At 60.3% G+C, this 21,452-nt stretch carries 21 protein-coding genes; 10 read left to right on the top strand and 11 right to left on the bottom strand.

Annotated elements, in window-relative coordinates:
• Positions 1-61: 61 nt before the first annotated feature.
• From FHP24_RS04785 to FHP24_RS04750, 8 genes are all read left to right on the top strand, one after another.
• The gene (locus tag FHP24_RS04785) at positions 62-2,005 is read left to right on the top strand and encodes a methyl-accepting chemotaxis protein (protein ID WP_139673561.1); all 1,944 of its coding nucleotides are present in this window, start codon (positions 62-64) and stop codon (positions 2,003-2,005) included.
• Positions 2,006-2,272: 267 nt separating this feature from the next.
• Entirely contained in the window at positions 2,273-2,428 is a 156-nt protein-coding gene (locus FHP24_RS04780) for a DUF3563 family protein (protein WP_139673558.1), read from the top strand.
• A 276-nt stretch (positions 2,429-2,704) separates the two neighbouring features.
• Positions 2,705-3,229 carry a DUF2062 domain-containing protein gene (locus tag FHP24_RS04775; protein WP_246091603.1) on the top strand — a complete coding sequence of 175 codons (525 nt, stop codon included), beginning with the start codon at positions 2,705-2,707 and terminating at the stop codon, positions 3,227-3,229.
• 16 nt (positions 3,230-3,245) lie between these two features.
• The gene (gene acpS, locus FHP24_RS04770) at positions 3,246-3,650 is read left to right on the top strand and encodes a holo-ACP synthase (protein WP_139673552.1); all 405 of its coding nucleotides are present in this window, start codon (positions 3,246-3,248) and stop codon (positions 3,648-3,650) included.
• A 125-nt stretch (positions 3,651-3,775) separates the two neighbouring features.
• Positions 3,776-4,525 (top strand): signal peptidase I, encoded by a 750-nt coding sequence (gene lepB / locus FHP24_RS04765; protein ID WP_139673550.1) that lies wholly within the window; start codon positions 3,776-3,778, stop codon positions 4,523-4,525.
• Complete coding sequence (gene rnc / locus FHP24_RS04760) at positions 4,525-5,235, top strand: ribonuclease III (protein ID WP_180355891.1); 711 nt, start codon at positions 4,525-4,527, stop codon at positions 5,233-5,235. Before lepB ends, rnc begins: the two co-directional genes overlap by 1 nt.
• A 10-nt stretch (positions 5,236-5,245) precedes the next feature.
• Positions 5,246-6,205, top strand: coding sequence for a GTPase Era (era, locus tag FHP24_RS04755; protein ID WP_180355890.1), 960 nt, complete (start codon positions 5,246-5,248; stop codon positions 6,203-6,205).
• A 239-nt stretch (positions 6,206-6,444) separates the two neighbouring features.
• Entirely contained in the window at positions 6,445-6,960 is a 516-nt protein-coding gene (locus FHP24_RS04750; protein WP_180355889.1) for a PAS domain-containing protein, read from the top strand.
• Between the two features lie 56 nt (positions 6,961-7,016).
• Here FHP24_RS04750 and FHP24_RS04745 read toward each other — a convergent pair whose 3' ends face one another.
• Complete coding sequence (locus FHP24_RS04745) at positions 7,017-7,409, bottom strand: hypothetical protein (RefSeq protein ID WP_139673543.1); 393 nt, start codon at positions 7,407-7,409, stop codon at positions 7,017-7,019.
• Between the two features lie 178 nt (positions 7,410-7,587).
• Here FHP24_RS04745 and recO point away from each other — a divergent pair, with 178 nt between their 5' ends.
• On the top strand, positions 7,588-8,343 hold the full coding sequence (gene recO / locus FHP24_RS04740; RefSeq protein WP_139673540.1) for a DNA repair protein RecO: 756 nt from the start codon (positions 7,588-7,590) through the stop codon (positions 8,341-8,343).
• A 4-nt stretch (positions 8,344-8,347) separates the two neighbouring features.
• Here the strand turns inward: recO and FHP24_RS04735 are convergent, their stop codons facing one another.
• Positions 8,348-9,586 (bottom strand): MFS transporter, encoded by a 1,239-nt coding sequence (locus FHP24_RS04735; RefSeq protein WP_139673536.1) that lies wholly within the window; start codon positions 9,584-9,586, stop codon positions 8,348-8,350.
• A gap of 263 nt (positions 9,587-9,849) precedes the next feature.
• Here FHP24_RS04735 and FHP24_RS28995 point away from each other — a divergent pair, with 263 nt between their 5' ends.
• Positions 9,850-11,583, top strand: coding sequence for a flagellin N-terminal helical domain-containing protein (locus FHP24_RS28995; protein ID WP_246091602.1), 1,734 nt, complete (start codon positions 9,850-9,852; stop codon positions 11,581-11,583).
• Positions 11,584-11,610: 27 nt separating this feature from the next.
• Here FHP24_RS28995 and FHP24_RS04720 read toward each other — a convergent pair whose 3' ends face one another.
• The 9 genes from FHP24_RS04720 to FHP24_RS04680 form a co-directional block, all read right to left on the bottom strand.
• Positions 11,611-12,507: a DMT family transporter gene (locus FHP24_RS04720; RefSeq protein WP_139673533.1), complete on the bottom strand. Its 897-nt coding sequence runs from the start codon at positions 12,505-12,507 to the stop codon at positions 11,611-11,613.
• Between the two features lie 209 nt (positions 12,508-12,716).
• Positions 12,717-13,565 (bottom strand): MOSC domain-containing protein, encoded by an 849-nt coding sequence (locus FHP24_RS04715; RefSeq protein WP_139673531.1) that lies wholly within the window; start codon positions 13,563-13,565, stop codon positions 12,717-12,719.
• A 10-nt stretch (positions 13,566-13,575) separates the two neighbouring features.
• Complete coding sequence (locus tag FHP24_RS04710; RefSeq protein ID WP_139676130.1) at positions 13,576-14,220, bottom strand: HD domain-containing protein; 645 nt, start codon at positions 14,218-14,220, stop codon at positions 13,576-13,578.
• Positions 14,221-14,222: 2 nt separating this feature from the next.
• Positions 14,223-16,940: a DUF2339 domain-containing protein gene (locus FHP24_RS04705; RefSeq protein ID WP_139676129.1), complete on the bottom strand. Its 2,718-nt coding sequence runs from the start codon at positions 16,938-16,940 to the stop codon at positions 14,223-14,225.
• A 345-nt stretch (positions 16,941-17,285) separates the two neighbouring features.
• Positions 17,286-18,119, bottom strand: a complete 834-nt coding sequence (locus tag FHP24_RS04700; RefSeq protein ID WP_139673528.1) for a mechanosensitive ion channel family protein — start codon at positions 18,117-18,119, stop codon at positions 17,286-17,288.
• A 108-nt stretch (positions 18,120-18,227) separates the two neighbouring features.
• Entirely contained in the window at positions 18,228-18,776 is a 549-nt protein-coding gene (locus tag FHP24_RS04695; RefSeq protein WP_139673525.1) for a tyrosine phosphatase family protein, read from the bottom strand.
• A complete protein-coding gene (locus tag FHP24_RS04690) occupies positions 18,773-19,354 on the bottom strand; it encodes a YfbR-like 5'-deoxynucleotidase (protein ID WP_139676128.1) in 582 nt (193 codons plus the stop codon). Before FHP24_RS04690 ends, FHP24_RS04695 begins: the two co-directional genes overlap by 4 nt.
• 32 nt (positions 19,355-19,386) lie before the next feature.
• Entirely contained in the window at positions 19,387-20,229 is an 843-nt protein-coding gene (gene ygfZ / locus FHP24_RS04685; protein WP_139673522.1) for a CAF17-like 4Fe-4S cluster assembly/insertion protein YgfZ, read from the bottom strand.
• A gap of 72 nt (positions 20,230-20,301) precedes the next feature.
• The gene (locus tag FHP24_RS04680) at positions 20,302-21,387 is read right to left on the bottom strand and encodes a siderophore-interacting protein (RefSeq protein WP_342782304.1); all 1,086 of its coding nucleotides are present in this window, start codon (positions 21,385-21,387) and stop codon (positions 20,302-20,304) included.
• Positions 21,388-21,452 lie beyond the last annotated feature (65 nt).

Genomic DNA, 21,452 nt, shown 5'->3' with positions numbered 1-21,452 from the left:
GGTTCCTGCGTTCGTCCGTCCATCCCGTATGGACCCTCCCAGCATGTACCGAGGTTTCCCGATGCTCAAAAATCTAAGGATCAAGACCAAGTTTCTAATGGCTATCGCCATTCTTGGGATCATTTCACTCACCGGTCTTTTGCACGTCACTAGCAAATTCAGCACTGCCAACGGCGCTTATGCCAGCTTCCTGCAAAACGAAAGCAATGCCGCCACTCTGAGCCCGCGCGCCGCTGCCGGCATGTGGACATCGACGACCTGGCTGAGCCGCGCACTCGTGCAGGATCCGAATTCCGCCAAGTTCAAGGAACTGTCCGAGCGCTTCGGTCAGGAATTCGCTGCAGCTCGCGATCGTCTCACCAAGATCCCTGCGATCGTACCAAGCCGCAAGGAGGCAATCGATGAATTGCTGGTCGGCGTCGATAATCTGAGAGCGGTTGGTGATGGCCTACTGAAGGCGCATGCAGCGGGCGATGAACCGGGAGTGCACGATTTCTCCGCCAAGCTTGATGCTGTAATCGTTGCATTACCGCTGAAATTCGCCGCCAACAACGTCGCCATGACGGAAATTCTCAACAATGGCGCGACCGAGATGTCGGCCTCCGTCTCGGCCACGATCCTTTATGCGATTTGCGGCATGATCGCCGGAATCGCCTTGGCCATGGCGGTCGCCATGATCATCGCCCAGAAGGGCGTCACGGTACTAATGGCCCAGCTTCGCGAACGCATGGCCTCGTTGGCTTCGGGCGAGACGCAGTCGGAAATCGTTGGTCTTGATCGCAAGGATGAGATCGGCCAGATGGCGGAAGCCGTCGCCGTCTTCCGCGACAATGCTCTGGAACGTCAGCGTCTCGAACAGGAAGCCGACGATAACCGCAGTCTGTCGGAGAACGAGCGTATCGAGCGCGAGGCCGTCAAGGCCCGCGAAGCCGCCGACGTCAAGTTTGCCGTAGAAAATCTGGCGCAGGCGCTGAGCCAGTTGTCTGAGGGTAACGTCTCCTACCGCATCGAACAGCGTTTTACAGCAGCACTCGACGGCGTCCGAAACGACTTCAACGCGTCTGCTTCGAAACTTCAAGGGGCTCTCGAGCAGGTTGCCGGAGATGCCCGCAGCATCGAGGCAGGCTCGGCGGAGATCAAGTCTGCGGCCGACGATCTCGCCAAGCGCACCGAACAGCAGGCCGCTGCCGTCGAGGAAACGGCAGCCGCTCTCGAGGAAATCACCACCACCGTGAAGGATGCTGCAAGGCGTGCCCAGGAAGCCGGTGAACTTGTCGGCCGTACCCGGCAGGGCGCGGAAAGATCGGGCCATGTCGTCCAGAACGCCGTCAAGGCGATGGAAGAGATCGAAAAATCATCAGGCGAGATCGGCAACATCATCGGCGTCATCGACGACATCGCTTTCCAGACCAATCTTCTGGCGCTGAATGCCGGTGTCGAAGCAGCCCGCGCAGGTGATGCCGGCAAGGGGTTTGCTGTCGTCGCCCAGGAAGTCCGCGAACTGGCGCAGCGTTCGGCCAATGCCGCCAAGGAGATCAAGACGCTGATCACCGCCTCCAACCATCAGGTCCAGAACGGCGTGCATCTCGTGGGCGAAACCGGCAAGGCGCTGGAAATGATCGTCAGCGAAGTGCAGGAGATCAACCGGCATGTCACCGCGATCGTCGAGAGCGCACAGGAACAGTCTTCGGGATTGCAGCAGATCAACACCGCGGTCAACACGATGGATCAGGACACGCAGAAGAATGCGGCCATGGTCGAGGAACAGACGGCCGCAAGCCATGGCCTTGCCCGCGACGTCGCATCGCTCAACGCACTGCTCGCTCAGTTCAGGCTTGCCGGCTCGCCTAAAGGGCGTTCAGCAAGCCAGCCGTTGAAACACGTGCGCCCAGTACAGGCAGACGAAGCGCCTGCCGTTTCGCCGGCACGCGCTCTGGGCCGAAAGCTGGCCGGTGCCTTTTCTGGCAATGCGGCGCTGAAGAGCGACAGCTGGGAAGAGTTCTGAACGCCCGGCTTGACATGAGGTGAGGGGCAATCGCCCTTCATCTGCGACGATATGTCCAACCGCGTGAGCTTGCCGGCTTTCGCGGTTGTTTTTTGAGCATCATCGTGGCGTTGCGGACGTTTCTACCCGCTATTTGGCCAATTTGACGGCAATCAATGTGGTTGCCATGCATTGGGAGCAAGCCAGCATCGCTACGCTGGCGTTGGTAAAAGCGGCCGGGAAATAGTATTTTAGCAATAACAGAGCAATAGAACGAAAGATAAGATCATGTTTGACACTGTACGCAAGTTTGCACGCGCTCTGCGCGTTCCCTCGGCCCAGGATCGTGAGATGGCATATCTCAACGAATCCCGCGACCGTATCGACCTCGAATACCGTATGCGCCAGGTCGATCGCGGTCTGTTCCGCAAGTCGCAGTTCTAGGTCTTGAATGTCGAAGTGCCATGGGCGATCGGCCAATGGCACTCGGGATGGGCGGGGAGGCATTCCTCATCGCCAGCGGATGGGGCATTTGATTTTGCCTCGGCAGCAGCCGGCTCGGACGGGCATCCGCAAATTCGCCACGATTTCCAGCTTCCGCTATCGCATCGTTTGATAATGTAGCCAAAGCGGCCGGCCCTGTCCGGATCGATTGGACAGGTTAACCAGATGCCGTTTCGCCGTCGTACTCCTCTTTCATTGCGTCAGAGGCTTTTCGGGATGTTCGTTCCGAAAAGGGGTTTTCGCCGCGCGCTCGGTTATCATCGTTTCAAGATCATGCGTATCGGCGGTTCGCCCCATGCGGTTGCAGCCGGTGTTGCCGTTGGTGTGCTGAGCGCCTGGACTCCGTTTCTCGGTCTGCACGTCCTTTTCGCCATCCCGATCGCCTGGCTTTTGGGCGGCAGCATGATCGCGGCCGCCATCGGCACCACATTCGCCAATCCCCTGACCTGTCCGATCATCTGGCCACTCACCTGGGAGTTGGGGCAGTTCATGCTCGGCGGCGAGCCGACCTCGCGCCACATCGATCTCGCGGCCTTGTTCGCCCATCTGGATGTCTCGCAGCTCTGGCGCCCGGTGCTTGAGCCGATGCTGATCGGCTCGCTGCCGCTCGGCCTTCTCTGCGCGCTTTTCTTCTACGCGTTGACATATCTTGCCGTGCGCGGTTTCCGCAATCGTCGCATCAGCCGCTTGACGGAGAGGGCAAGACACCTCAAGTCAGCCGAAATTGGATCGGCAATTTAGGCATAGGATTGGCTTGATGATTATCGGCATGGGCAGCGACCTCATCGACATAAGGCGCGTGGAAAAGTCCATCGAACGTTTCGGCGACCGCTTTACCCACCGCTGTTTCACCGAAATCGAACGCGCCAAGTCCGAGCGCCGCAAGAACCGGGCTGAATCCTATGCAAAGCGGTTCGCTGCCAAGGAAGCCTGTTCCAAGGCGCTTGGCACGGGTCTCGCCAACGGCGTGTTCTGGAAGGATATGGGTGTCGTCAATTTGCCGGGCGGCAAACCGACCATGGTTCTGACCGGCGGCGCTGGCGAACGGCTGGCGGAACTGATCCCGTTCGGCCACGAACCCGTCATCCACATCACCATCACCGACGAATACCCTTACGCCCAGGCCTTCGTGATCATTGAGGCGAGGCCGGTATCCGGCTGATGGCCATGCCGAAAAGGACGCTTCCGGCGATCCATGAAGGATTCGTAATCTCACCACCATTGCCGCGGCTTGGCTAAGCGTTTAGACAGTTCAGCCACTCGCCCGAAGATAGAAAGATTTTTGACGTGTCCGATAAAGCCGAGACGAAGCAGCCGAATGCCCTTTGGGAGAACATCAAGGTCATTATCCAGGCCCTGCTGCTTGCCATGGTCATCCGTACGGTTCTGTTCCAGCCCTTCACCATCCCGTCCGGCTCGATGATGCCGACCTTGCTCGTCGGCGACTATATCTTCGTCAACAAGTTCGCTTACGGTTATTCGAAATATTCGCTGCCCTTCTCGCCGGACCTGTTCGATGGCCGCGTTCTGCAATTTAGCGAGCCGAAGCGTGGCGACGTGATCGTCTTCCGCCTGCCGCAGCAGCCGGATATCGACTACATCAAGCGTCTGATCGGCCTGCCGGGCGACAAGGTCCAGGTTCGCGAAGGCATTCTCTATGTCAACGGCCAGGCCGTTCCGAAACAGGCCGATGGCAGCTTTACCTCGGACTACCGTCTTGACCCTGGCTCCAATGTTCCCGTCTTCCGCGAAACCCTCGACAACGGCAAGACCTTCGACACGCTCGACCAGATCCCGAATTCGCGCGGCGACAACACGCCTGAATTCAATGTGCCGGAAGGCCATTATTTCTTCATGGGCGATAACCGCGACAACTCGCTCGACAGCCGTTTCGACGTTGGTTTCGTACCGGCTGAAAACCTCGTCGGTCGCGCCAGCGTCATCTTCTTCTCGCTCGGCAATGACACCTCGTTCCGCGAAATCTGGAAGTGGCCGTCCAACATGCGCTGGGATCGTCTGTTCAAGGGCGTCAACTGATGAAGATGAAACCTTTGTCGGCGGAAGAGCGCGGCCAGCTGGAAACGGCGATCGGTCATGTCTTCGCCGACAAGCAATGGCTTGACCGGGCGCTGACCCATGCCAGCACCGGCACTGCCAAGAATGCCAATTACGAACGCCTGGAGTTTCTCGGCGACCGCGTGCTCGGCCTGTGCGTCGCCGAACTTCTGTTCACCACCTTTCGCGCGGCGGAAGAGGGGGAGCTTTCGGTGCGCCTCAACCAGCTGGTCAGCGCCGAAAGTTGCGCCATCGTTGCTGACGAGCTGGAACTGCACCGTTTCATCCGCACCGGCGCCGACGTCAAGAAGCTCACCGGCAAGCGCATGCTCAATGTTCGCGCCGACGTGGTGGAAAGCCTGATCGCTGCGCTATATCTCGATGGAGGGCTTGAAGTTGCCCGCGCCTTCATCCTGCGCTACTGGCAGGGCCGGGCGGAGAAGCCCGATGCAGCGCGGCGTGATGCAAAGACCGAGCTGCAGGAATGGGCACATGCGAAATTCGGCACCACCCCGTCCTACAGGGTGGACGATCGCTCCGGACCGGATCATGATCCGCGTTTTACGGTAACGGTCGAAATTCCGGGCGTCGCGCCCGAAACCGGTACGGACCGGTCAAAACGGGCAGCCGAACAGGTTGCTGCAACGAAGCTCCTCGAACGCGAGGGCATCTGGCCGAAGAGCCAGGATTGATTGGACCATTATGATCGAAGACGACAATATCGCCGACGAAGCAAATGACACCGGTGCAGACACCGCGCATCCCGGCCCGACCCATTCCGGCTTCGTGGCCCTGATCGGTGCCACCAATGCCGGCAAGTCGACGCTAGTCAACCGGCTTGTCGGTGCCAAGGTCTCGATCGTCAGCCACAAGGTGCAGACGACGCGCGCCATCGTGCGCGGCATCGCCATCCACAACAATGCCCAGATCGTCTTCATGGATACGCCCGGGATCTTCAAGCCGCGCCGCAGGCTCGACCGCGCCATGGTCACTTCCGCCTGGGGCGGCGCCAAGGATGCGGACATGATCGCGCTCCTGATCGACAGCGAGCGCGGGATTCGTGGCGACGCTGAGGCGATCCTCGAAGGTCTCAAGGATGTCCATCAGCCGAAGCTTCTGCTGTTGAACAAGATTGACCAGGTCAAGCGCGAGGATCTTCTGGCGCTGGCGGCCGCCGCTAACGAAAAGATCGCCTTCGAACGCACCTTCATGATCTCCGCGACAACGGGCTCCGGTTGCGACGACCTGATGGACTATTTCGCAACGACGCTGCCGGAAGGCCCCTGGTATTATCCGGAGGACCAGATTTCCGACCTGCCGATGCGCCAGCTCGCCGCCGAGATCACCCGCGAAAAGCTTTTCCTGCGCCTGCATCAGGAACTTCCCTACGCCAGCCACGTCGAGACGGAGAAGTGGGAAGAACGCAAGGACGGATCGGTTCGGATCGAACAGGTCATCTATGTCGAACGCGAAAGCCAGAAGAAGATCGCACTCGGCAAGGGTGGCGATGCGATCAAGGCGATCTCGACCGCATCCCGCAAGGAATTGTCGGAAATCCTCGAGCAGCCTGTGCATCTTTTCCTGTTCGTCAAGGTTCGCGAGAACTGGGGTGACGACCCGGAACGCTTCCGCGAAATGGGTCTGGAATTTCCCAGAGGCTGATTGTTATCCGGGTGTATGCTTGCGTACACCCGTCGTTTTGCCCTTGAATTCCGTAGCCGGCGCCCAATCTGCATGGAAATAGTCCGCAGTAGAACGCGATATGTTGTATTAATATGTACAACCAGGCGCAGTGAACTTGACACGACGCAACTGTGGAACTTTGATCTGATCTGCCGATAAGCTGATTCATGCTGTTGGCGATAGGGATGAAAAAAAGCGCCACAAGGATTGCAAGCCGCATGGCCACCAGCAAATATATGGGACGAGAGAAGGGCGTAGATCTGAAGGACGCCGTCGGGTTCTTCAGCTGGGATCTCAATGAAAACAAGGTCTTCGCAGACAGCGTTTTTGCTTACATCTATGGTATCCCGCCGCATGAGCTAGAGATCGGGGCTCCGATCGAACAAGTCATCAAGCATGTCGCGGAGGACGACATGCCCCGGGTGGCCAAGTCTTTGCACGAAACGATCGTCTCCGGCAAACCGTGTTATCAAACGTACCAGATAACGCATCCGAGCGGGCGCAGCATCGTTGTGACCGGCCAGGGCCGTTGCCTGCGCAACGGTGATGGCATGCCGTCAATCTATACAGGTCTGGTTACCGCCGAGGAGAAGGGTGTCAAGCCATCGGAAGCGGATCCGTTGGCTTCCCACTGCATGGAGGCGCTGAAGCTTGCCAAGCGCCGCAGACATGCCTTGGCCGAACGGTATCTGACATCAGCATTGGGAGCGCTTGGCCGCCGGGCCGACAATTGATCCTCTGACAATAGAATCCGGCGGGAAGGCATTGCTATCCCGCCGGCCTTCGGTCGTTATTTCTGCCGGTCCATCAATGCCTTCACTTCCTGGAAGCGGCGGCGGTTTTCCGGCTCCTGCTCGCCCGGACCGTAGCAGGTCTTGGAGATGCAGAAACGCACGAGACCGAAGGGTGGCGCCGCCTTGTCGAATTCGCAGTCGATCTCGTTGTTGTAGTCGGTCGGCTTGGCATCGTCGCGGGTGGAATAGGTCAGCCGAGCACCGGGCGGGTCGAGCTCGGGGAAGGACTGCACGATGCCGGTCTTGATCGCGGGCACCAGCAGAAAACTTTTTGCCACGGCGACACAGGCCTGCTCAAGCTGCGGTGACTGCGCTGCCGCTGGCGGCGCCTGAATAAACCCGACAAAAGCGGCAGATGCCGCGACAACCGCGAAAACGACGTGTCTCATGGGAACTCCCTGACTGTGTTATCTGTTGGCGGGAGAATTCCGTGACAGGGCAATTTGTTCCAGGGAGCTGACAGCTGATCGCAGTTTCAGGCGCGCTGTTGCAAAATGGTGAAACCGATTCAATTTGAACCACTTATGAGGTAGAACTGAATCGGTTCGAAAAGGTCTTCAAGCATCGATGCAGTGGCAGGACGAAGCGATCATCATCGGCGTCAAGCGGCATGGCGAAACCAGCGTCATTGCCGAGTTGATGACACGTGAGCGCGGTCGCCATCTGGGCCTTGTCCGTTCCGGCCGCTCGCGCTCCATGCAGCCTGTACTGCAGCCGGGAAACCGCGTGGAAGCCGTCTGGCGCGCCAGGCTCGACGAACATCTGGGCGAACTGAAGCTCGAGCCGGTGCGGCTGAGGGCCGCGAAGCTAATGGAGACGGCCACTGCGGTCTACGGCGTACAGGCCATGGGCGCTCTCTTACGCCTTCTGCCGGAACGCGACCCGCATCCGCATCTGTTCGATGCGCTTGATATCATTCTCGACACGATGGATGATCCCGCCGACGCAGGCGAGCTCTTTGTCCGTTTCGAACTCGCCGTGCTGAACGACCTCGGTTACGGCCTCGACCTTACCGAATGCGCCGCAACCGGCGTGCGGCAGAACCTGCTCTATGTCTCGCCGAAAAGCGGCCGTGCCGTCTGCGGCGAGGCCGGCGCGCCTTATGCCGACCGTATGCTGGCGCTGCCGCCGTTTCTCGGCGAGGGGCCGAAGCCCGCAGCCGACCGTGACAGTATGCTGGCCGCCTTCCGGCTTACCCAGTTCTTCCTGCATCGGCATGTTTATGAACCGCGGGGCATTACAGCCAACGATGCCCGCGAAGGCTTTGTCCAGGCCGCCTTGAAGGCGCTGTCTGCGCCTCCCGTGGACCGCCAAGCCAGTTGACCACTTATTCCGCAGGCTGCGTCACCAGCGATCGGTCGACCGGCTTTTCCTGTATCGGCCAGTGAACGATCGCGGCAAAGATGCCGAGCGCCACGCCGAACCACCAGACCGCGTTGTAGGACCCGAGCTGGTCGTAAAGATAACCGCCCATCCACACGCCGAGGAACGAGCCCACCTGGTGCGACAGAAACACGATGCCGCCCAGCAGGCCGAGATGCCGTGTCCCGAACATGATCGCCACCAGCCCGTTCGTCGGCGGCACGGTGGAAAGCCACAAAAGCCCCATGACGATGGCGAAGATGATGACGGAAAGCGGCGTCTGCGGCAGGAGCAGGAAGGCCGTCACCGCGATCGAGCGGCCGATATAGATATAGGCGAGGAAATAGGGCTTTGAGTAACGTTGACCGATCACGCCGGCCGACAGCGAGCCGATGACGTTGAAGAAGCCGATCAGCGCCATGGCGATGACAGCGTAACGTGCGTCGATGCCGATGTCGCGCAGATAGGCCGGGAAATGCGCGGTGATGAAAGCGACCTGAAAGCCGCAGACAAAGAACCCGCTGGTCAAGAGCAGATACCCCTTATGCGCAAAAGCTTCCCGCAGCGCTTCACCGGCGGTCTGCTTGAACGTGGCCTGAGCCTGCGTTCCCGAGCTCGAATTGCCGCGCAGGGGGATGGCGAGAACCGGAATGGCCAGCATCATCACCGCCATGACGACGAGACTGTCCGACCAGCCGTAATTGCTGATCAGGGCCTGGCTGAGCGGCGCAAACAGGAACATGCCGGCAGAGCCAGCCGCCGTGCCGATACCGAAGGCAAACGAGCGCTGTTCCGGCGTCACGTTACGCGCGAAAGCCGAAAGGATCGTGCCGAAGGACCCAGCGCCGACGGCCAGTCCCACCATCACGCCGCCGGAGAGATACAGAATGCTCTCCGAATGCGCCGTCGACATCAGCGCCAGACCGGCGGCGTAAAGCAGACCTGAGAAGGTCAGTACCCGTCCGGTGCCCCATTTGTCTGCGATCGCGCCGAAGATCGGCTGGCCAAGCCCCCAGGCAAGGTTCTGGATCGCCATTGCAAGCCCGAAGGTCGAGCGATCCCAGCCGGTATCAGCGAGCATCGGCAGCTGGAAGAACCCCATCGCCGAGCGCGGCCCGAATGTCAGAAGCGCAACCAGTGCGCCGGCGGAAATGATCAGCCAGGGCATCGTCGCTCGGGCGGAAGAAGGCGCAGCTTGAGACATGGGTGTCCTCTTCAAATTGGAGAAAAATCCATATCGCTTTCGAAGCCTCCGGTGAAACGACTTTTGCTAACGTTACCCATCATCCCCGTTGATGATGAGCTTGGTCGCGCGCGCTTGGATCCGTCTCGTACGATTTCGTACGTAAGCCCGGTTCTTGCCATTTGGTAAGAGTTTGTTAGCCATAAGTGACAAAATTAAAACCACGCGGTTTGCGCGATTCGGCTCATGACGAAGCATTTCTTAATCGATTTTGATGGCATTTCATGACCAGTATTCTAGCTAATATTTCCGCCATGTCGGCGCTTCAGACGCTGCGTTCAGTCTCTTCCGGGTTGAATGTTACGCAGGATCAGGTCTCCTCCGGTCTTCGAGTGAAAACCGCATCCGACAATGTCGCCTACTGGTCTATTTCCACCACCATGCGATCCGACAACAAGGCGATTTCCGCGGCAAGCGATGCCCTCGGCGTCGGTGCTGCGAAGGTGGATACGGCCTATGCGGGCACCCGCGCGATCATCGATATATTGACCGAGGTCAAGACGACGCTCGTGACCGCAAAGGAGGACAGCGTCGACAAGGCCCAAATCCAGAATCACATCTCGCAGCTCAGCAAACAGGCCGAGAGCATCGTCGGATCCTCCAGCTTCAGCGGTGTCAACTATTTGCAGACGGACGGTGGCGATCACATCAACAATGTCGATGCCTTCGACGATCTTGTGGTCGACTCCTTCACCCGCAACAGCAATGGGATGACGAGCGTCAACACGACGAAGATCGACATGCGCAATACCAGCATGTTGAACGTTCAGGGGGGCGGGATACTGCAGAAAGACGATCTCGACTACTATATGCCGATGGGCGGTATGTACTCGAGCAATTTCTATCATGAGGGTCACGAGGATCATTATTTCTCCGGTCCGATCACCTTCAGCGACACGGATTCGGTGCGAACCAATATTCTTATCGACAACAGCGAAGACGCAGTCGGCCTGTCCTTCAACCTGACGATCGACAAGTCCGTCGTTGACGATGCGCTGGGCACGACCGACGGCAGGATCGAAAACGTCGCTCAGCTTCGCAAAGTGGTGCAGAAAGCTTTCGACAATGCCGGAGCCAGTCCTTATGCCGATGTCTACGGCACCCAGGCGATCGGCGCCAACGACCGCTACCGTTATGAGATCCGCACGCTGGAGACCTCCGGCAACCTGGCCTCCAGCATTTCCGTTGGCAATGTCGTCACCACCTTCGATCCGGACCTCGATGATGAGGACGAGATTAACTACAACAACTATAAGCTCGGTCTTACCAGCTCCTCGCTGCTGAACCACGACAACTTGGTCCCCTATGGACAGATGGCTTTCGTCGCGCCGTTCAAGGTGATGGTGGATGCGACGATCTCCTTCGACCTCAGTATCGACAACAGCGATCTTGAAACCTTTGTTATCGATCGCTCTTCCGTCGATGCGGCGCTCGGAACCACCGACGGGAGGATCAACAGCGCCGCAGATTTCAAGGCGGTTGTCGATTACGTCGTGACAGTCGGCGAGGGCCTTGATGTAAGGACACAAGGCAACATGATCACTTTCAAGGCCGAGCAGGACATGTTTCCCGGTTATGGCACTTACGCCGTTCCCTTCTACATCAGCCAGTTCCGCCCCGATCCGCCCTTCACGCTGCGTTTCGACTTGTCCGAGATCGACGTAACCAGCGACGAGTTCACCATCGACGATTACATCGAGGGCGTGGAATTCATGCTGCAGCAGTCGATCGATAGCGGCGCTATGCTGGGAGCGGTCCAGCAGCGCATCGAGCTGCAGACTGATTTTTCGCACAGGATGATGGACGAGGTCGAAAGTGGTGTGAGCCGTCTTGTCGATGCCGACATGGAGGAAGCGTCGACTCGCCTGCAGGCATTTCAGACGCAGAAACAGCTTGCGCTGCAAAGCCTGCAGATCGCCAATTCCCAGCCGCAGAACATCCTCAGCCTGTTCAACTGAAGCCGCAGTTAACTAAATAGAATTTGCTTACAGCGAGCCCGGTGGCTGCACCGGTGGACGGCGTTTGCCGAGCTGTGCTTCGCGCAGGATGGTGAACAGTCCGGCGCCGATGACGATGACACAGCCGCCGATCATGTTCCAGCTCATCACCTCGCCGAAGATGAACGTCCCGATAATGCAGACCAGCACCGTCTGCAGATAGAAGATCGGCTGCACGACGACCGCGTCGAGCACGTCAAAGGCGCGGATGAGAAGATAGTGGCCGCTCATGCCGGTGACGCAGAGCGCGAGCATCCAGAACCAGTAATCGGGCGTGATCGACGTCCAGTAGAACGGGCCGATCAGCGTGATCGCCACGGCTCCAGCGATGCCGGTATAAAAGAAGCTTGTATGCGACGTGTCGGTTCGGCTCACCATCCGCGTCAGCACCGAATAGAGCGCGAACATCAGGGTGCAGGCGACCGGCACGAGAATGTTGCTGTTAAAGGTCGCATGCGTCGGATCGATGATCAGCAGAATGCCGAGGAAGCCGACGCCAATGGCCGCCCAGCGGCGCCAGCCGACAGTTTCGCCGAGCAGCGGTACGGACAGGCACGCCACCACCAGCGGTGCGGCGGCGAAAATCGTGTGTGTCTGGGCAAGGCCCACATTGGCGAAGGAATAGATCGATACGACAATCTGGAAGACGAGCAGCGTGCCTCGGATGATCTGCAGCACCAGTCTGTTGCTCTTTGCCGTCTGCTTGATACCGCCCGGATTTCGGGTGGCCAGCGCCAGCACGAATGCGGCGAAGAACCAGTAGCGGATCATCGCGACGAAAACCGGCGGATAGGCCTGTCCGAGATGTTTCGAGATTCCGTCCTGAACGGCGAAGATCGAAACCGCCATCAGCGCGAAGACGAGGCCTTGGGTACGTGGTGTCATGAACAAATGCTCTTGGCGTTTTCTGGTCAGAAAGCGCCCAGGAAGCATAATGCAACTCAAGGCCCGAATCTTGATATTTGTGAATGAACTCGTTGTGGCCGCCAGCGTGGCATGCCGACAACAGACCATTGCGCATGGCAGCCATGCGTCAAGGGCCGGCTGGCAGCCCTTGGTACGCTCATCCATCAAATTCGGGTATTTATACCGGATCAGGCGCGGCGCTTGATCGCCCATGGGTCGCGCATGCCGGTGACCGTTGCCGTCTCGCCAAGCCGGATCGTGCCTTCCCCGCGCGGCACGGCATTCCAACCGAACAGCGGGCCGGGCACACGCCGATCACCCGACATGCGGATGCGGCCCATTGCCGGTATTGGGTTTGCTCCCTCGCGCGAACCGCTCTGCTGATCCTGCGTGGTCATGATGCAGCGGGCGCAGGGTTTGACGAAATCGAAGCGGATGCCGGCAATCTCGATACCGTCCCAATTGTCCTCGGCCCAGGCTTCGTCGTGGTCGAGCACTATATTCGGCCGGAACCGGTCCATCCCGACAGATCCTTCGCCATGCTTGTCCATATCGGCATTGAGTGCCGCGAGCGAACCGGTGGTCGTGACAAGCGCCTGATAACCGTCTGCAAAGGTCACCGGCGTATCCGGCCCCGCCCAGTCGGCACTTGCAATGCGCTCGGCCTTCTCGTCGAAATAGACCAGCTTCACCTCGCGGCCGAGCCATGTGGAGAGGATCGCATTCGCCCCGTCATCGGCAACGGCGGCGCTGACGGGAGATTTCCACACGACGACATCCATGCGTCGGTCAGATGGTGGAACGGCGACCAGGATCTCGCCCTTGCCCTCGACAGCGAAACGAAAGCCGACGTCGCGCGGCTCCACTTCCACCTGCGCCAGTTCCTGAAGTTCCCGCTGGGTGATGAACTGGCCGGACGGATCGACAACCATCATCTGCCGGTCGCCGGGAATGCCCGCCGCTGTTATGAGCGCCTCGTTGAGCGTGATGCCGCGGCCGCTCTTCAGGGGGTAGAAATTCAGTTCCGCGACCTTCATCGTATCGTCCTCAAATCTCGTCCAGAAACATATTCCGTATCTGCTTCAGCCGCTCGTGCCTTTCACCGGCAAGCGCTCGCCCGGTCTCGGTCTGGAACCCGTCGGCGAGCTTGAAAAGCTTGACCTCGAAATGGTCGATGGCAAAGGTCTTGTCGTCCAGAGCGCGGTCTTTGGCAAGCGGATCCGCGGGGTCGTAGAGACCGGACGCCATGCGGCCGGCGATATAGAAACAGCGGGCAGCGCCCACCATGCCGATCGCATCCAGCCGGTCGGCATCCTGCAGAATTTTCGCTTCCAGCGTTTCGGGCGGGATGTTGGCGGAAAAGCTGTGGGTCGTGATCGCATGCGCGACGGCTTCGATCTTCGCCTTTTCCCAGCCCATCCCTGCCAGAATGACGCCGGCTTTCTCTGCCGCGAGCCGCGAGGCCTGTGCCCTTAGCGGCGAATTTTTCTCCACCGCCACGCAGTCATGCAAAAGCACGGCGGCGGCCAGAACATCACCGTCGCCGCCTTCCATCGCATGGATGCGCATCGAGTTTTTGAACACCCGCAGGATATGCGCGATGTCGTGGCTCCCGTCATCGCCCTCGGTCGCATGTGGGATGAGCTGCAGCGCAAGCGCCTCGTAAGGGGCAAACGCAGCGGCGAGGGACAGGGTCATGCAGTGCTTTCCTTGGATTGGCTATCGTCCGCGCCGCTCTTTTTCACCAATATCCGCTGGTAGAAAAGCCCAATCCCGATCAGCACCGCGCCGAGCCCGATGAAGGAAAGCGCCCGCAGAATGCCTTCGAGGTTCGCCATGTCGATCAAGAACACCTTCAGCACCGCGATCAGCACCAGCCCGGCGGACGCAAGCCGGATGCTCTTGGCATCGAGCTTCGAGCCGAGCACCAGCAGGCCGACGCCGATAATCAGCCAGACGACCGAATAGGTATAGGTTTCGCCGGGCTGGAACCCCTTCCAGTCGGCGATGTTGATCCCCTGCCAGAAGCGCCGCACCGAAAGCGTCGCCCAGAGGAAACCGAGCACGGCGCCGGCGACAGCCAGCATCGCCACATAAGGCACCGGCCGTCGCCCGCGGGCAAGATAGGCCACCAGACCGTAGGCCAGCGCCGGCAACAGATAACCGAGCAGCAGCAGGTTGACGAACGGCCACGGCCCGGTGTCTTCGCCCGAGAAGAACGGATTGAGCGCAAACACATGCAGCGACAGCACATTGGCCGTCGCCACCACGCCGGCGATCATTGAGCCGAAGCGGAAGACCGGGGAGGGCGATTTCAGGTCGAGCGTCATCAGGATGCCGGAGAAACCGATGGTGATCAGCGTGTAGATCGACTGCTCGCCGAGCGTCGGCACGTCGCCGGACAGCTTTCCGCCATTCATCGCATGATGCACCAGCACCGCAACCGTAATCAGCGCCGAAAGCGATGCAAGCGCCTGCATGATGTTGCGCACCCGGAAATCCGAACTGTCGCGCAGCAGCCACGCCGAGACGACCGCCAGCGCAGTCGGAATGCCATAACCGGCCAAAAGCGCGTTGAAGAACGGCGTTGTACCGAGACTGTTGGCGCCGATCAGCGTCGGCTCCCAGGCGATACGGCCGAAAACGATCATGATCGCCGCCGCCATCATCCACGGCAGCGCCGGCCAGCTGCGGGCGCGAAGGGTCATAAGGTAGGCAAAACCGAGCACCGAAACGGAAATGGTCGTGACGATACCGTTGGTCAGCGCGTGCAGCGCCAGCGTGAAGCCCGCAAACGATCCGGCAACGACGAGATTGGCCGGCCAGTCGATCCGGCTCTCCGCCGTGTCCTCGCGTGTGCGGAACATCCATTCGGCGACCACAAGCAGAACGGCACCGATCACGACGCCGTAGAGACCATGCGTCCAGTCACGGAAGAAATTGCCGAAATTGAGGAAGGAGATGAAGCCGAGCGTCACCGGCATCGCCCCCATCAGAACCGCCCAGACAATCGAGAATTCATGTTCCTGGCGGCGGAAACGTTTGAGAAAAAAGAACCCGAGCAGGGTGAAGATCGCGCCGAGCATGAGGCTTACGGAGATCTCGTTGCCGGAAATCGGAAGAGGAATGGGCGTGCCGTCGGCGCCCTCTGGGGCGATATAGTCGAGAAGCGAAAGCGCCGTGACGAGCGTGCCGAGAATGGCACCGGCAGCCGAAAGAATAGCGGGCCAGAACGCATAGGCGCGCGCGGCACCAAGTGCCGCCAGCGCCGCAATGACCGCAAGGAATGCAAACTGCGGATCAAGCCCGGATGCAGACCCGCCGGCCACGGTCGCAAGCGCACCCAGCGTGACCATGATCGCCAGAGACAGCGTGATCTTCAGCGGCGGATGCGTCAGAAGCGCCTTCCAGCCAGACCGGACCGTTGTGGCGTATTGCTGGCCGGGCCAGACAAAGATCGTGCCGGCAATCATTACCAGCATCACCAAGGAAGGAGGTAGCGGGTCGAACCCGGTGCCGATCGCGGCATAGGCCAGCACCCACAGCCCCGTGCCGATATTGGCAAGCATCGGCACGACCGTCCAGCGGCGCAGGCGCGATGCGGCATACACCGCAAGCCAGGTGACGCCGAGAAACAGGAACAGCGCATTGACGTTCGGCTCGTCGGTCGTCACCAGCACCGGCGTGACCAGCGAACCGAGCAGGCCGAGGCCGGCAAGCGCCTGCCCATGCAGCAGCGACAGCCCCACCGTCGAAAGCGACACGAGCGCCAGAAGCGCGAAGGCAGTGCCGGGGCCGATGAATTCGTAAAAGGCATAGGCCGCAAACACCGTGCCGAGCAGCGTCACGCTGCCGGCCGCCGTCAGCGCGCCGGGGATCATCGCATTGGCATAGAGTTCGGAAATCTTCGGCAATGCCCGGCGCCGCACGATCTCGCCTGCTGCCATCAGCAACAGTCCGAACAGCGATGCCAGCGTCAGCCGCGCGGCCGGACCGAGAAGCCCTGCCTCGATCGAATAGCGAACGAGAAAGATGCCGCCGAAGGCAAGCGCGACGCCACCGACCCAGACCGGCCAGCGGGCACCGAGATAGCTTTCGAGATTTTCCCGCGAGGGGCGCTCCCGGATAGGACGCGGCGTGGCCGGCGTGTCCTGGTCATCAATAGGCTCTTCGGGCGCATCGCCCGTTTGCCCTGTGGGAGACGCATCCGATTCCGCTGCGGTCTCCTCCGACCGCATCTCTTCGAGAACCGTTTCGGCGTCCGCCTCCTGAACGGGTCGCGGCAAGGGCACAGGATCGAAACCGCCCTCGGCGATCATCTGTTTCAGCGCCGCCAGTTCCTTCTCCACCCCGTCGACCCGGGCAGACACCTTGCGGTTCTGCGAGACGAGGAGGAGCACAAGGATGACCATCAGGATATCGATAAGAAACACACTCACTCCCCCAATGCCGGCGTGCGGCCGACGCCGTTAATCTAGAGGAACAACCTGGCGAAGAAAGGCTTTTCCGCCACCTTCCACAAACCATAAGACGGTTGGCATGGGTGGATAAGGCACGTCGGGGGAAATGGCAAACGTCAGACGGACAGGTTCGGCGTCGGATCGATCCAAAAGCTATCGGGTCCGGTCCTCGTAACCGGACCCGATACATCCTTGCCATCGTCCATGCCTGGCTCCGGCTTGTCCGCGCCCATAAGGCAACGGAGGTCCGCGCATACCGGTACTCTGCCGTGCAGAAACGATGGATAGGGATCTCTGTTAGGCCGTAGCCTCCTCGGAGGATTGAGGCGTCTCGGTTTCAGGTTCCTTGTCGAAGGCGATCTTGACGGCCTTGGTCATGTCGCGACTCACGTCCCACCACTGTTTGCTGCCGATCCAGTAACGTAGGGTGATCTTGGCGCTGCCGGCATCGAAATCAGACAGGAACGCGGCCGGGGCAGGGGATTTCAGCACGCGTTTGTCGGCCGTCGCAAGTTTGATCAGCTTGCTTTCGGTCACGTCGACATTTTCATCCGCGCCGATCGAAATGGTGATCTCGTGGCGGCGGCTGGCGAGGCGGCTGTAATTGGTGATCGGCACGTTCCACAGGGTGGAGTTCGGCGCCAGCCGATAGACACCCTCGGCGGTCTTCAGCTCGGTTGCGAACAGGCCCACGTCGACGATCGTGCCGGTGACCGATCCGGTCTCGATGCTTTCGCCGACCCGGAACGGGCGCAGCACGAGCAGCATGATGCCGGCGGCGATATTCTGCAACGTGCCCTGCAGCGCCAGACCGACGGCAAGGCCGATCGCGCCGAGTGCGGCGAGGATAGATGCCGTCTGCACGCCGAACTGGCCGAGCACCATCACCACGACGAGGATCAGCGCCGCATAGCGCACGATATTGGAGAAGAACTGCGACAGCGTCGCGTCGATGCCGTTGATATGCGACAGGCCGTTAAAGACCCATCGGCTGAGAAGTCCTGCAACGAGCCAGCCGAGGATCAGAAGAATGATCGCGCCGATGACGGAGAAGGAATATTGGACGCCCAGAGCCGTCAGTTGAGCAAGCGCCGTTCGTGTCGCGACGACGAAGTCGGATGCCTGATCCATACCGCAAAAAACTCCTCTTTTCCTAAGCGCCCGTAATTGGCGCAAAGGGTGGAGAGGTCAAGGCGATCGCGGAAGGTTTTCGCTATTTCCCTGGAATTATCATATTTCTCAACTGTTTGGCGAGTTTTCCTGCCGTAGTTCTATCGAAAACGATGCCCGTCCATCAGTATCCGCCCCACGCCCGATCGACTTCATTGCCGCAATCAAACGGCCTTCGCGGGCAAGCATCCTGTCGCCGATTTCGATCAGCCTGGTGTTCGGTGTCGCATGCGGCGCTACCTTGCGAAGCCGCCGTGCCAGCGCAACATCGTCCTCTTCCGGATGCAGCGCCAGAATGGCGAGGACGGCTGCCGCCGGTGAGCGGGAAACGCCCATCCAGCAATGCACGATCAACGGCGCCGACTGGTCCCAGTCGCGGACGAACTCGATCAGTTGTGCGACATGGTTTTCGCTCGGCGCGATCAGCCCGCCGGTGCCGGCAAAGCCGATATCGTTCATCGCAAGCTTCAGATGCCGCTCGGCGCGAATGATGCCCGGCCGATGAAAATCCTGTTTCTCGGCAATCAGGCTGACCATTTCGTGCGCGCCGTTGCGCGCGGCGGTCTCCGCGATACTGGCAAGCGGGCAGACGATGATGCGGCCGGCAACGGTGCTCATGATGCTTTTGCCTTTTCCCGCTCCATCTCGATCGCCTCGAAACGCGCGATGAACAGGGCCTGCGCCTCGACGGCCGAAAGGGGGCTGAGGGGCAACATGTCGCGGGTGATGCCGCGCGGCTGGCCGAAGAATTTTCGCGCCTCGGCAGCGGTGAACCCTGCCAGTTCCGTCGCCTCGAAATACGCAGCGACCGTATCGGCCTTCTTGATCCGCACCTTCAGCTCCTTGGTTGGATGCGGCGCCAGGCCGAAACGAATATGGATCGCAGCCTCCAGCCGCGCTTCCACCGTCTTGTAGCCGCCGCCGACCACCGATTTGAACGGCGAGATCATGTCGCCGATCACATATTCCGGCGCATCGTGCAAAAGCGTCATCTGCAAGGCATCGGCAGGGGCAGCCTCGTTGCAGCGGCGAAAGATCTCCTCGACCACAAGGCAGTGCTGCGCAACGGAAAAGGCATGGTCGCCGCGCGTCTGGCCGTTCCAGCGGGCGACGCGGGCAAGCCCGTGGGCAATGTCGGAAATCTCGACATCAAGCGGCGAGGGGTCGAGCAGATCGAGCCGGCGGCCCGAAAGCATGCGCTGCCAGGCGCGCGCACCGGTCGTCGCTGTCACTGCTGCGCCCCTTCCGTCTCGGCAGGGAAGGTGAGACCGGTCCAGGCGGGAAGCTCGATCGTCACCGGCACGCCGCCGGCCAGAAGCGGCACACCATTGGCGACCGCATCGCCGACGCGGTCGATCCGCACGATGGCAAGGGCATTCTTGCCCGAAACCGACCCCAGCGTTCCCACAGGCTTTCCGTTCGCCGTAATCTCTGTGCCCGCTGCCGGAAGCACTGCCCCGGCAGTAACCTGCGCCACGCGGCGGCGAGCCGTACCGCGGTGCTGCATGCGCGAGACGACTTCCTGGCCGACATAACATCCCTTGCGGAACGACAGCCCGCCATTCTTGTCGAGCAGGATGTCATGCGGAAACGCATCCTGCAGCGCATAGTCCTCGCCGGAAACGACGAGGCCGGCATCGATCCTGAGGGACTGATAGGCCGCTGCCGGATCCTCGGCATGCTGTCCGGGCGTGCGGAAAAGCGCGATCCCCGCCTTTGCAAAACCGCCATCGACAACCATGCCCTGATCGGCATCCTCGCCCCAGAACACGGTCACGCCGTCTTCGGGCAGGGCAGCCAGATCGACCGCGGCGCGCAGCTTGTACATCATCAGCCGCTTGGTAAGCGCCTCACGCTGTGAGGCATCGGTCTCGACGATAAAACCGTCGACATCTCGCCAGATGCTGAAGTCGAACAGGATCTTGCCCTGGGGTGTCAGCAAAGCGCCGGGCCGCGCCTCGTTTTCCGGCAGTCCCTCGACATCGGTGGTGATCAGCGAATGCAGAAAATCCTGGGCGTCCTTGCCGGAAATCCGGATCAGGCTGCGGGTCGGAAGATAGGCTTTGGTCATGGAACGGGAATCCCTCTACTCATCACGGAGATAAGTCTTCGCGATCAGCGGAGCAAGCCTGATGCGCGTGGATCAGTCCGTGTGGCCACGTCGCCAATAGGTGATCGAGGTCATCCGCGCCCGGTCGAGACCGTGGGCTTTCAGCCGCGCACGGATCGCCTGCGCCTCGGTCTTTTCGCAGGCCGCCCAGACGAATGTGTCCGGACCGAGCTTATCGAGCCTTGCCGCAATCGCCGGTTCGAGCAGCCCGGCCGTGCCCGGCTCGGTACCGTTGCGATGCAGCCATTCGACGGAAAAACCGGCGGCCGCACAGGTCAGCGCCTGTTCCTCCGCCTTGTCCGCAACTTCGATGATCGCGTGAACTTTCGTATCCGGGGTCGCCAGTTCGATCATCCGCGCTATGGCGGGCAGGGCGGTCTCGTCGCCGGCAAGCAGCAGATCTTTTGCTTCCGGCATGCCGCCGGCACCGGGGCCGAGAAGGGCTGCCCGGTCGCCCGGTTGCGCGGTGAGACCGAATTCGGCGCCCGGCATGCGTTTTCCGCAATCTTCGTGCAACACGAAATCGATCGCCATTTGCTGGTGCTCGAGATCGATGCTGCGAATGGTGTAATAACGCACGGCGATCTCGTCTTCGCCTTCCGGCCAGCCGATGCGTCCGTCGGCAAGCGTCACCGGCCAGATCGGCTCGCGGCCTTTTGGCGGCATCAGTAGCCGCACATGCAGACCTTCGGTCGTATCGAACCGGGCGACATCGGCGCAGGAGACGATCAGCCGCCGCATCCGCGGCGTGACGTTCTGCGCCGATACGATCCGGATTTCACTGAGGTTCGAAAGTCTTGTCGGCTTCGGCTGATCGGCCCATTCGAGTGTCAGCGGATCGTCGCCGGCAAACATGAACAGGTGCTCGGCAATGATGCCGCGCGTCATCGACAGCATGTCTTCGGTCGAGCAGGCAAGCCGGATGTCCAGCTGTTCGCTAACCCGCGAAATATAGGCCTCGCCGATCTCGCTCGACAGCGTCACGTGGTCACCGTCGCGAAACACCTCGGCATGGTCGATGAAATGTTCGCAGATTTCCGCCAGCATGTCGTCTGCATCCACCGGAATGGCGGTGCCGGTGAGAACGAAATCCCGGTGCGGAAAACTGGCAGCGTTCACGATCATTCCTCCAAACATGCGGGGCCGGCAGAAGCAAAAAAGGAAGGCCCGTGTGGGCCTTCCTG

This window comes from Aliirhizobium smilacinae (genome assembly GCF_006335145.1).
Lineage (GTDB): Bacteria > Pseudomonadota > Alphaproteobacteria > Rhizobiales > Rhizobiaceae > Neorhizobium > Neorhizobium smilacinae.
This window is presented reverse-complemented; position numbering and strand designations above follow the sequence as displayed.

Bases quoted from the DNA above. Each gene is read 5' to 3' on its own strand.
- FHP24_RS04775 (WP_246091603.1), top strand. From the start codon at position 2,705: ATGTTCGTTCCGAAAAGGGGTTTTCGCCGCGCGCTCGGTTATCATCGT.
- FHP24_RS04695 (WP_139673525.1), bottom strand. From the start codon at position 18,776: ATGAGCACCGTTGCCGGCCGCATCATCGTCTGCCCGCTTGCCAGTATC.
- rnc (WP_180355891.1), top strand. From the start codon at position 4,525: ATGAAGATGAAACCTTTGTCGGCGGAAGAGCGCGGCCAGCTGGAAACG.
- FHP24_RS04705 (WP_139676129.1), bottom strand. From the start codon at position 16,940: ATGGTCATCCTTGTGCTCCTCCTCGTCTCGCAGAACCGCAAGGTGTCT.
- era (WP_180355890.1), top strand. From the start codon at position 5,246: ATGATCGAAGACGACAATATCGCCGACGAAGCAAATGACACCGGTGCA.
- FHP24_RS04715 (WP_139673531.1), bottom strand. From the start codon at position 13,565: ATGAAGGTCGCGGAACTGAATTTCTACCCCCTGAAGAGCGGCCGCGGC.
- FHP24_RS04745 (WP_139673543.1), bottom strand. From the start codon at position 7,409: ATGAGACACGTCGTTTTCGCGGTTGTCGCGGCATCTGCCGCTTTTGTC.
- FHP24_RS04720 (WP_139673533.1), bottom strand. From the start codon at position 12,507: ATGACACCACGTACCCAAGGCCTCGTCTTCGCGCTGATGGCGGTTTCG.
- FHP24_RS04690 (WP_139676128.1), bottom strand. From the start codon at position 19,354: ATGCTTTCGGGCCGCCGGCTCGATCTGCTCGACCCCTCGCCGCTTGAT.
- FHP24_RS04700 (WP_139673528.1), bottom strand. From the start codon at position 18,119: ATGGATCAGGCATCCGACTTCGTCGTCGCGACACGAACGGCGCTTGCT.
- FHP24_RS04780 (WP_139673558.1), top strand. From the start codon at position 2,273: ATGTTTGACACTGTACGCAAGTTTGCACGCGCTCTGCGCGTTCCCTCG.
- FHP24_RS04735 (WP_139673536.1), bottom strand. From the start codon at position 9,586: ATGTCTCAAGCTGCGCCTTCTTCCGCCCGAGCGACGATGCCCTGGCTG.
- recO (WP_139673540.1), top strand. From the start codon at position 7,588: ATGCAGTGGCAGGACGAAGCGATCATCATCGGCGTCAAGCGGCATGGC.
- ygfZ (WP_139673522.1), bottom strand. From the start codon at position 20,229: ATGACCAAAGCCTATCTTCCGACCCGCAGCCTGATCCGGATTTCCGGC.
- FHP24_RS04785 (WP_139673561.1), top strand. From the start codon at position 62: ATGCTCAAAAATCTAAGGATCAAGACCAAGTTTCTAATGGCTATCGCC.
- FHP24_RS04750 (WP_180355889.1), top strand. From the start codon at position 6,445: ATGGCCACCAGCAAATATATGGGACGAGAGAAGGGCGTAGATCTGAAG.
- FHP24_RS28995 (WP_246091602.1), top strand. From the start codon at position 9,850: ATGACCAGTATTCTAGCTAATATTTCCGCCATGTCGGCGCTTCAGACG.
- acpS (WP_139673552.1), top strand. From the start codon at position 3,246: ATGATTATCGGCATGGGCAGCGACCTCATCGACATAAGGCGCGTGGAA.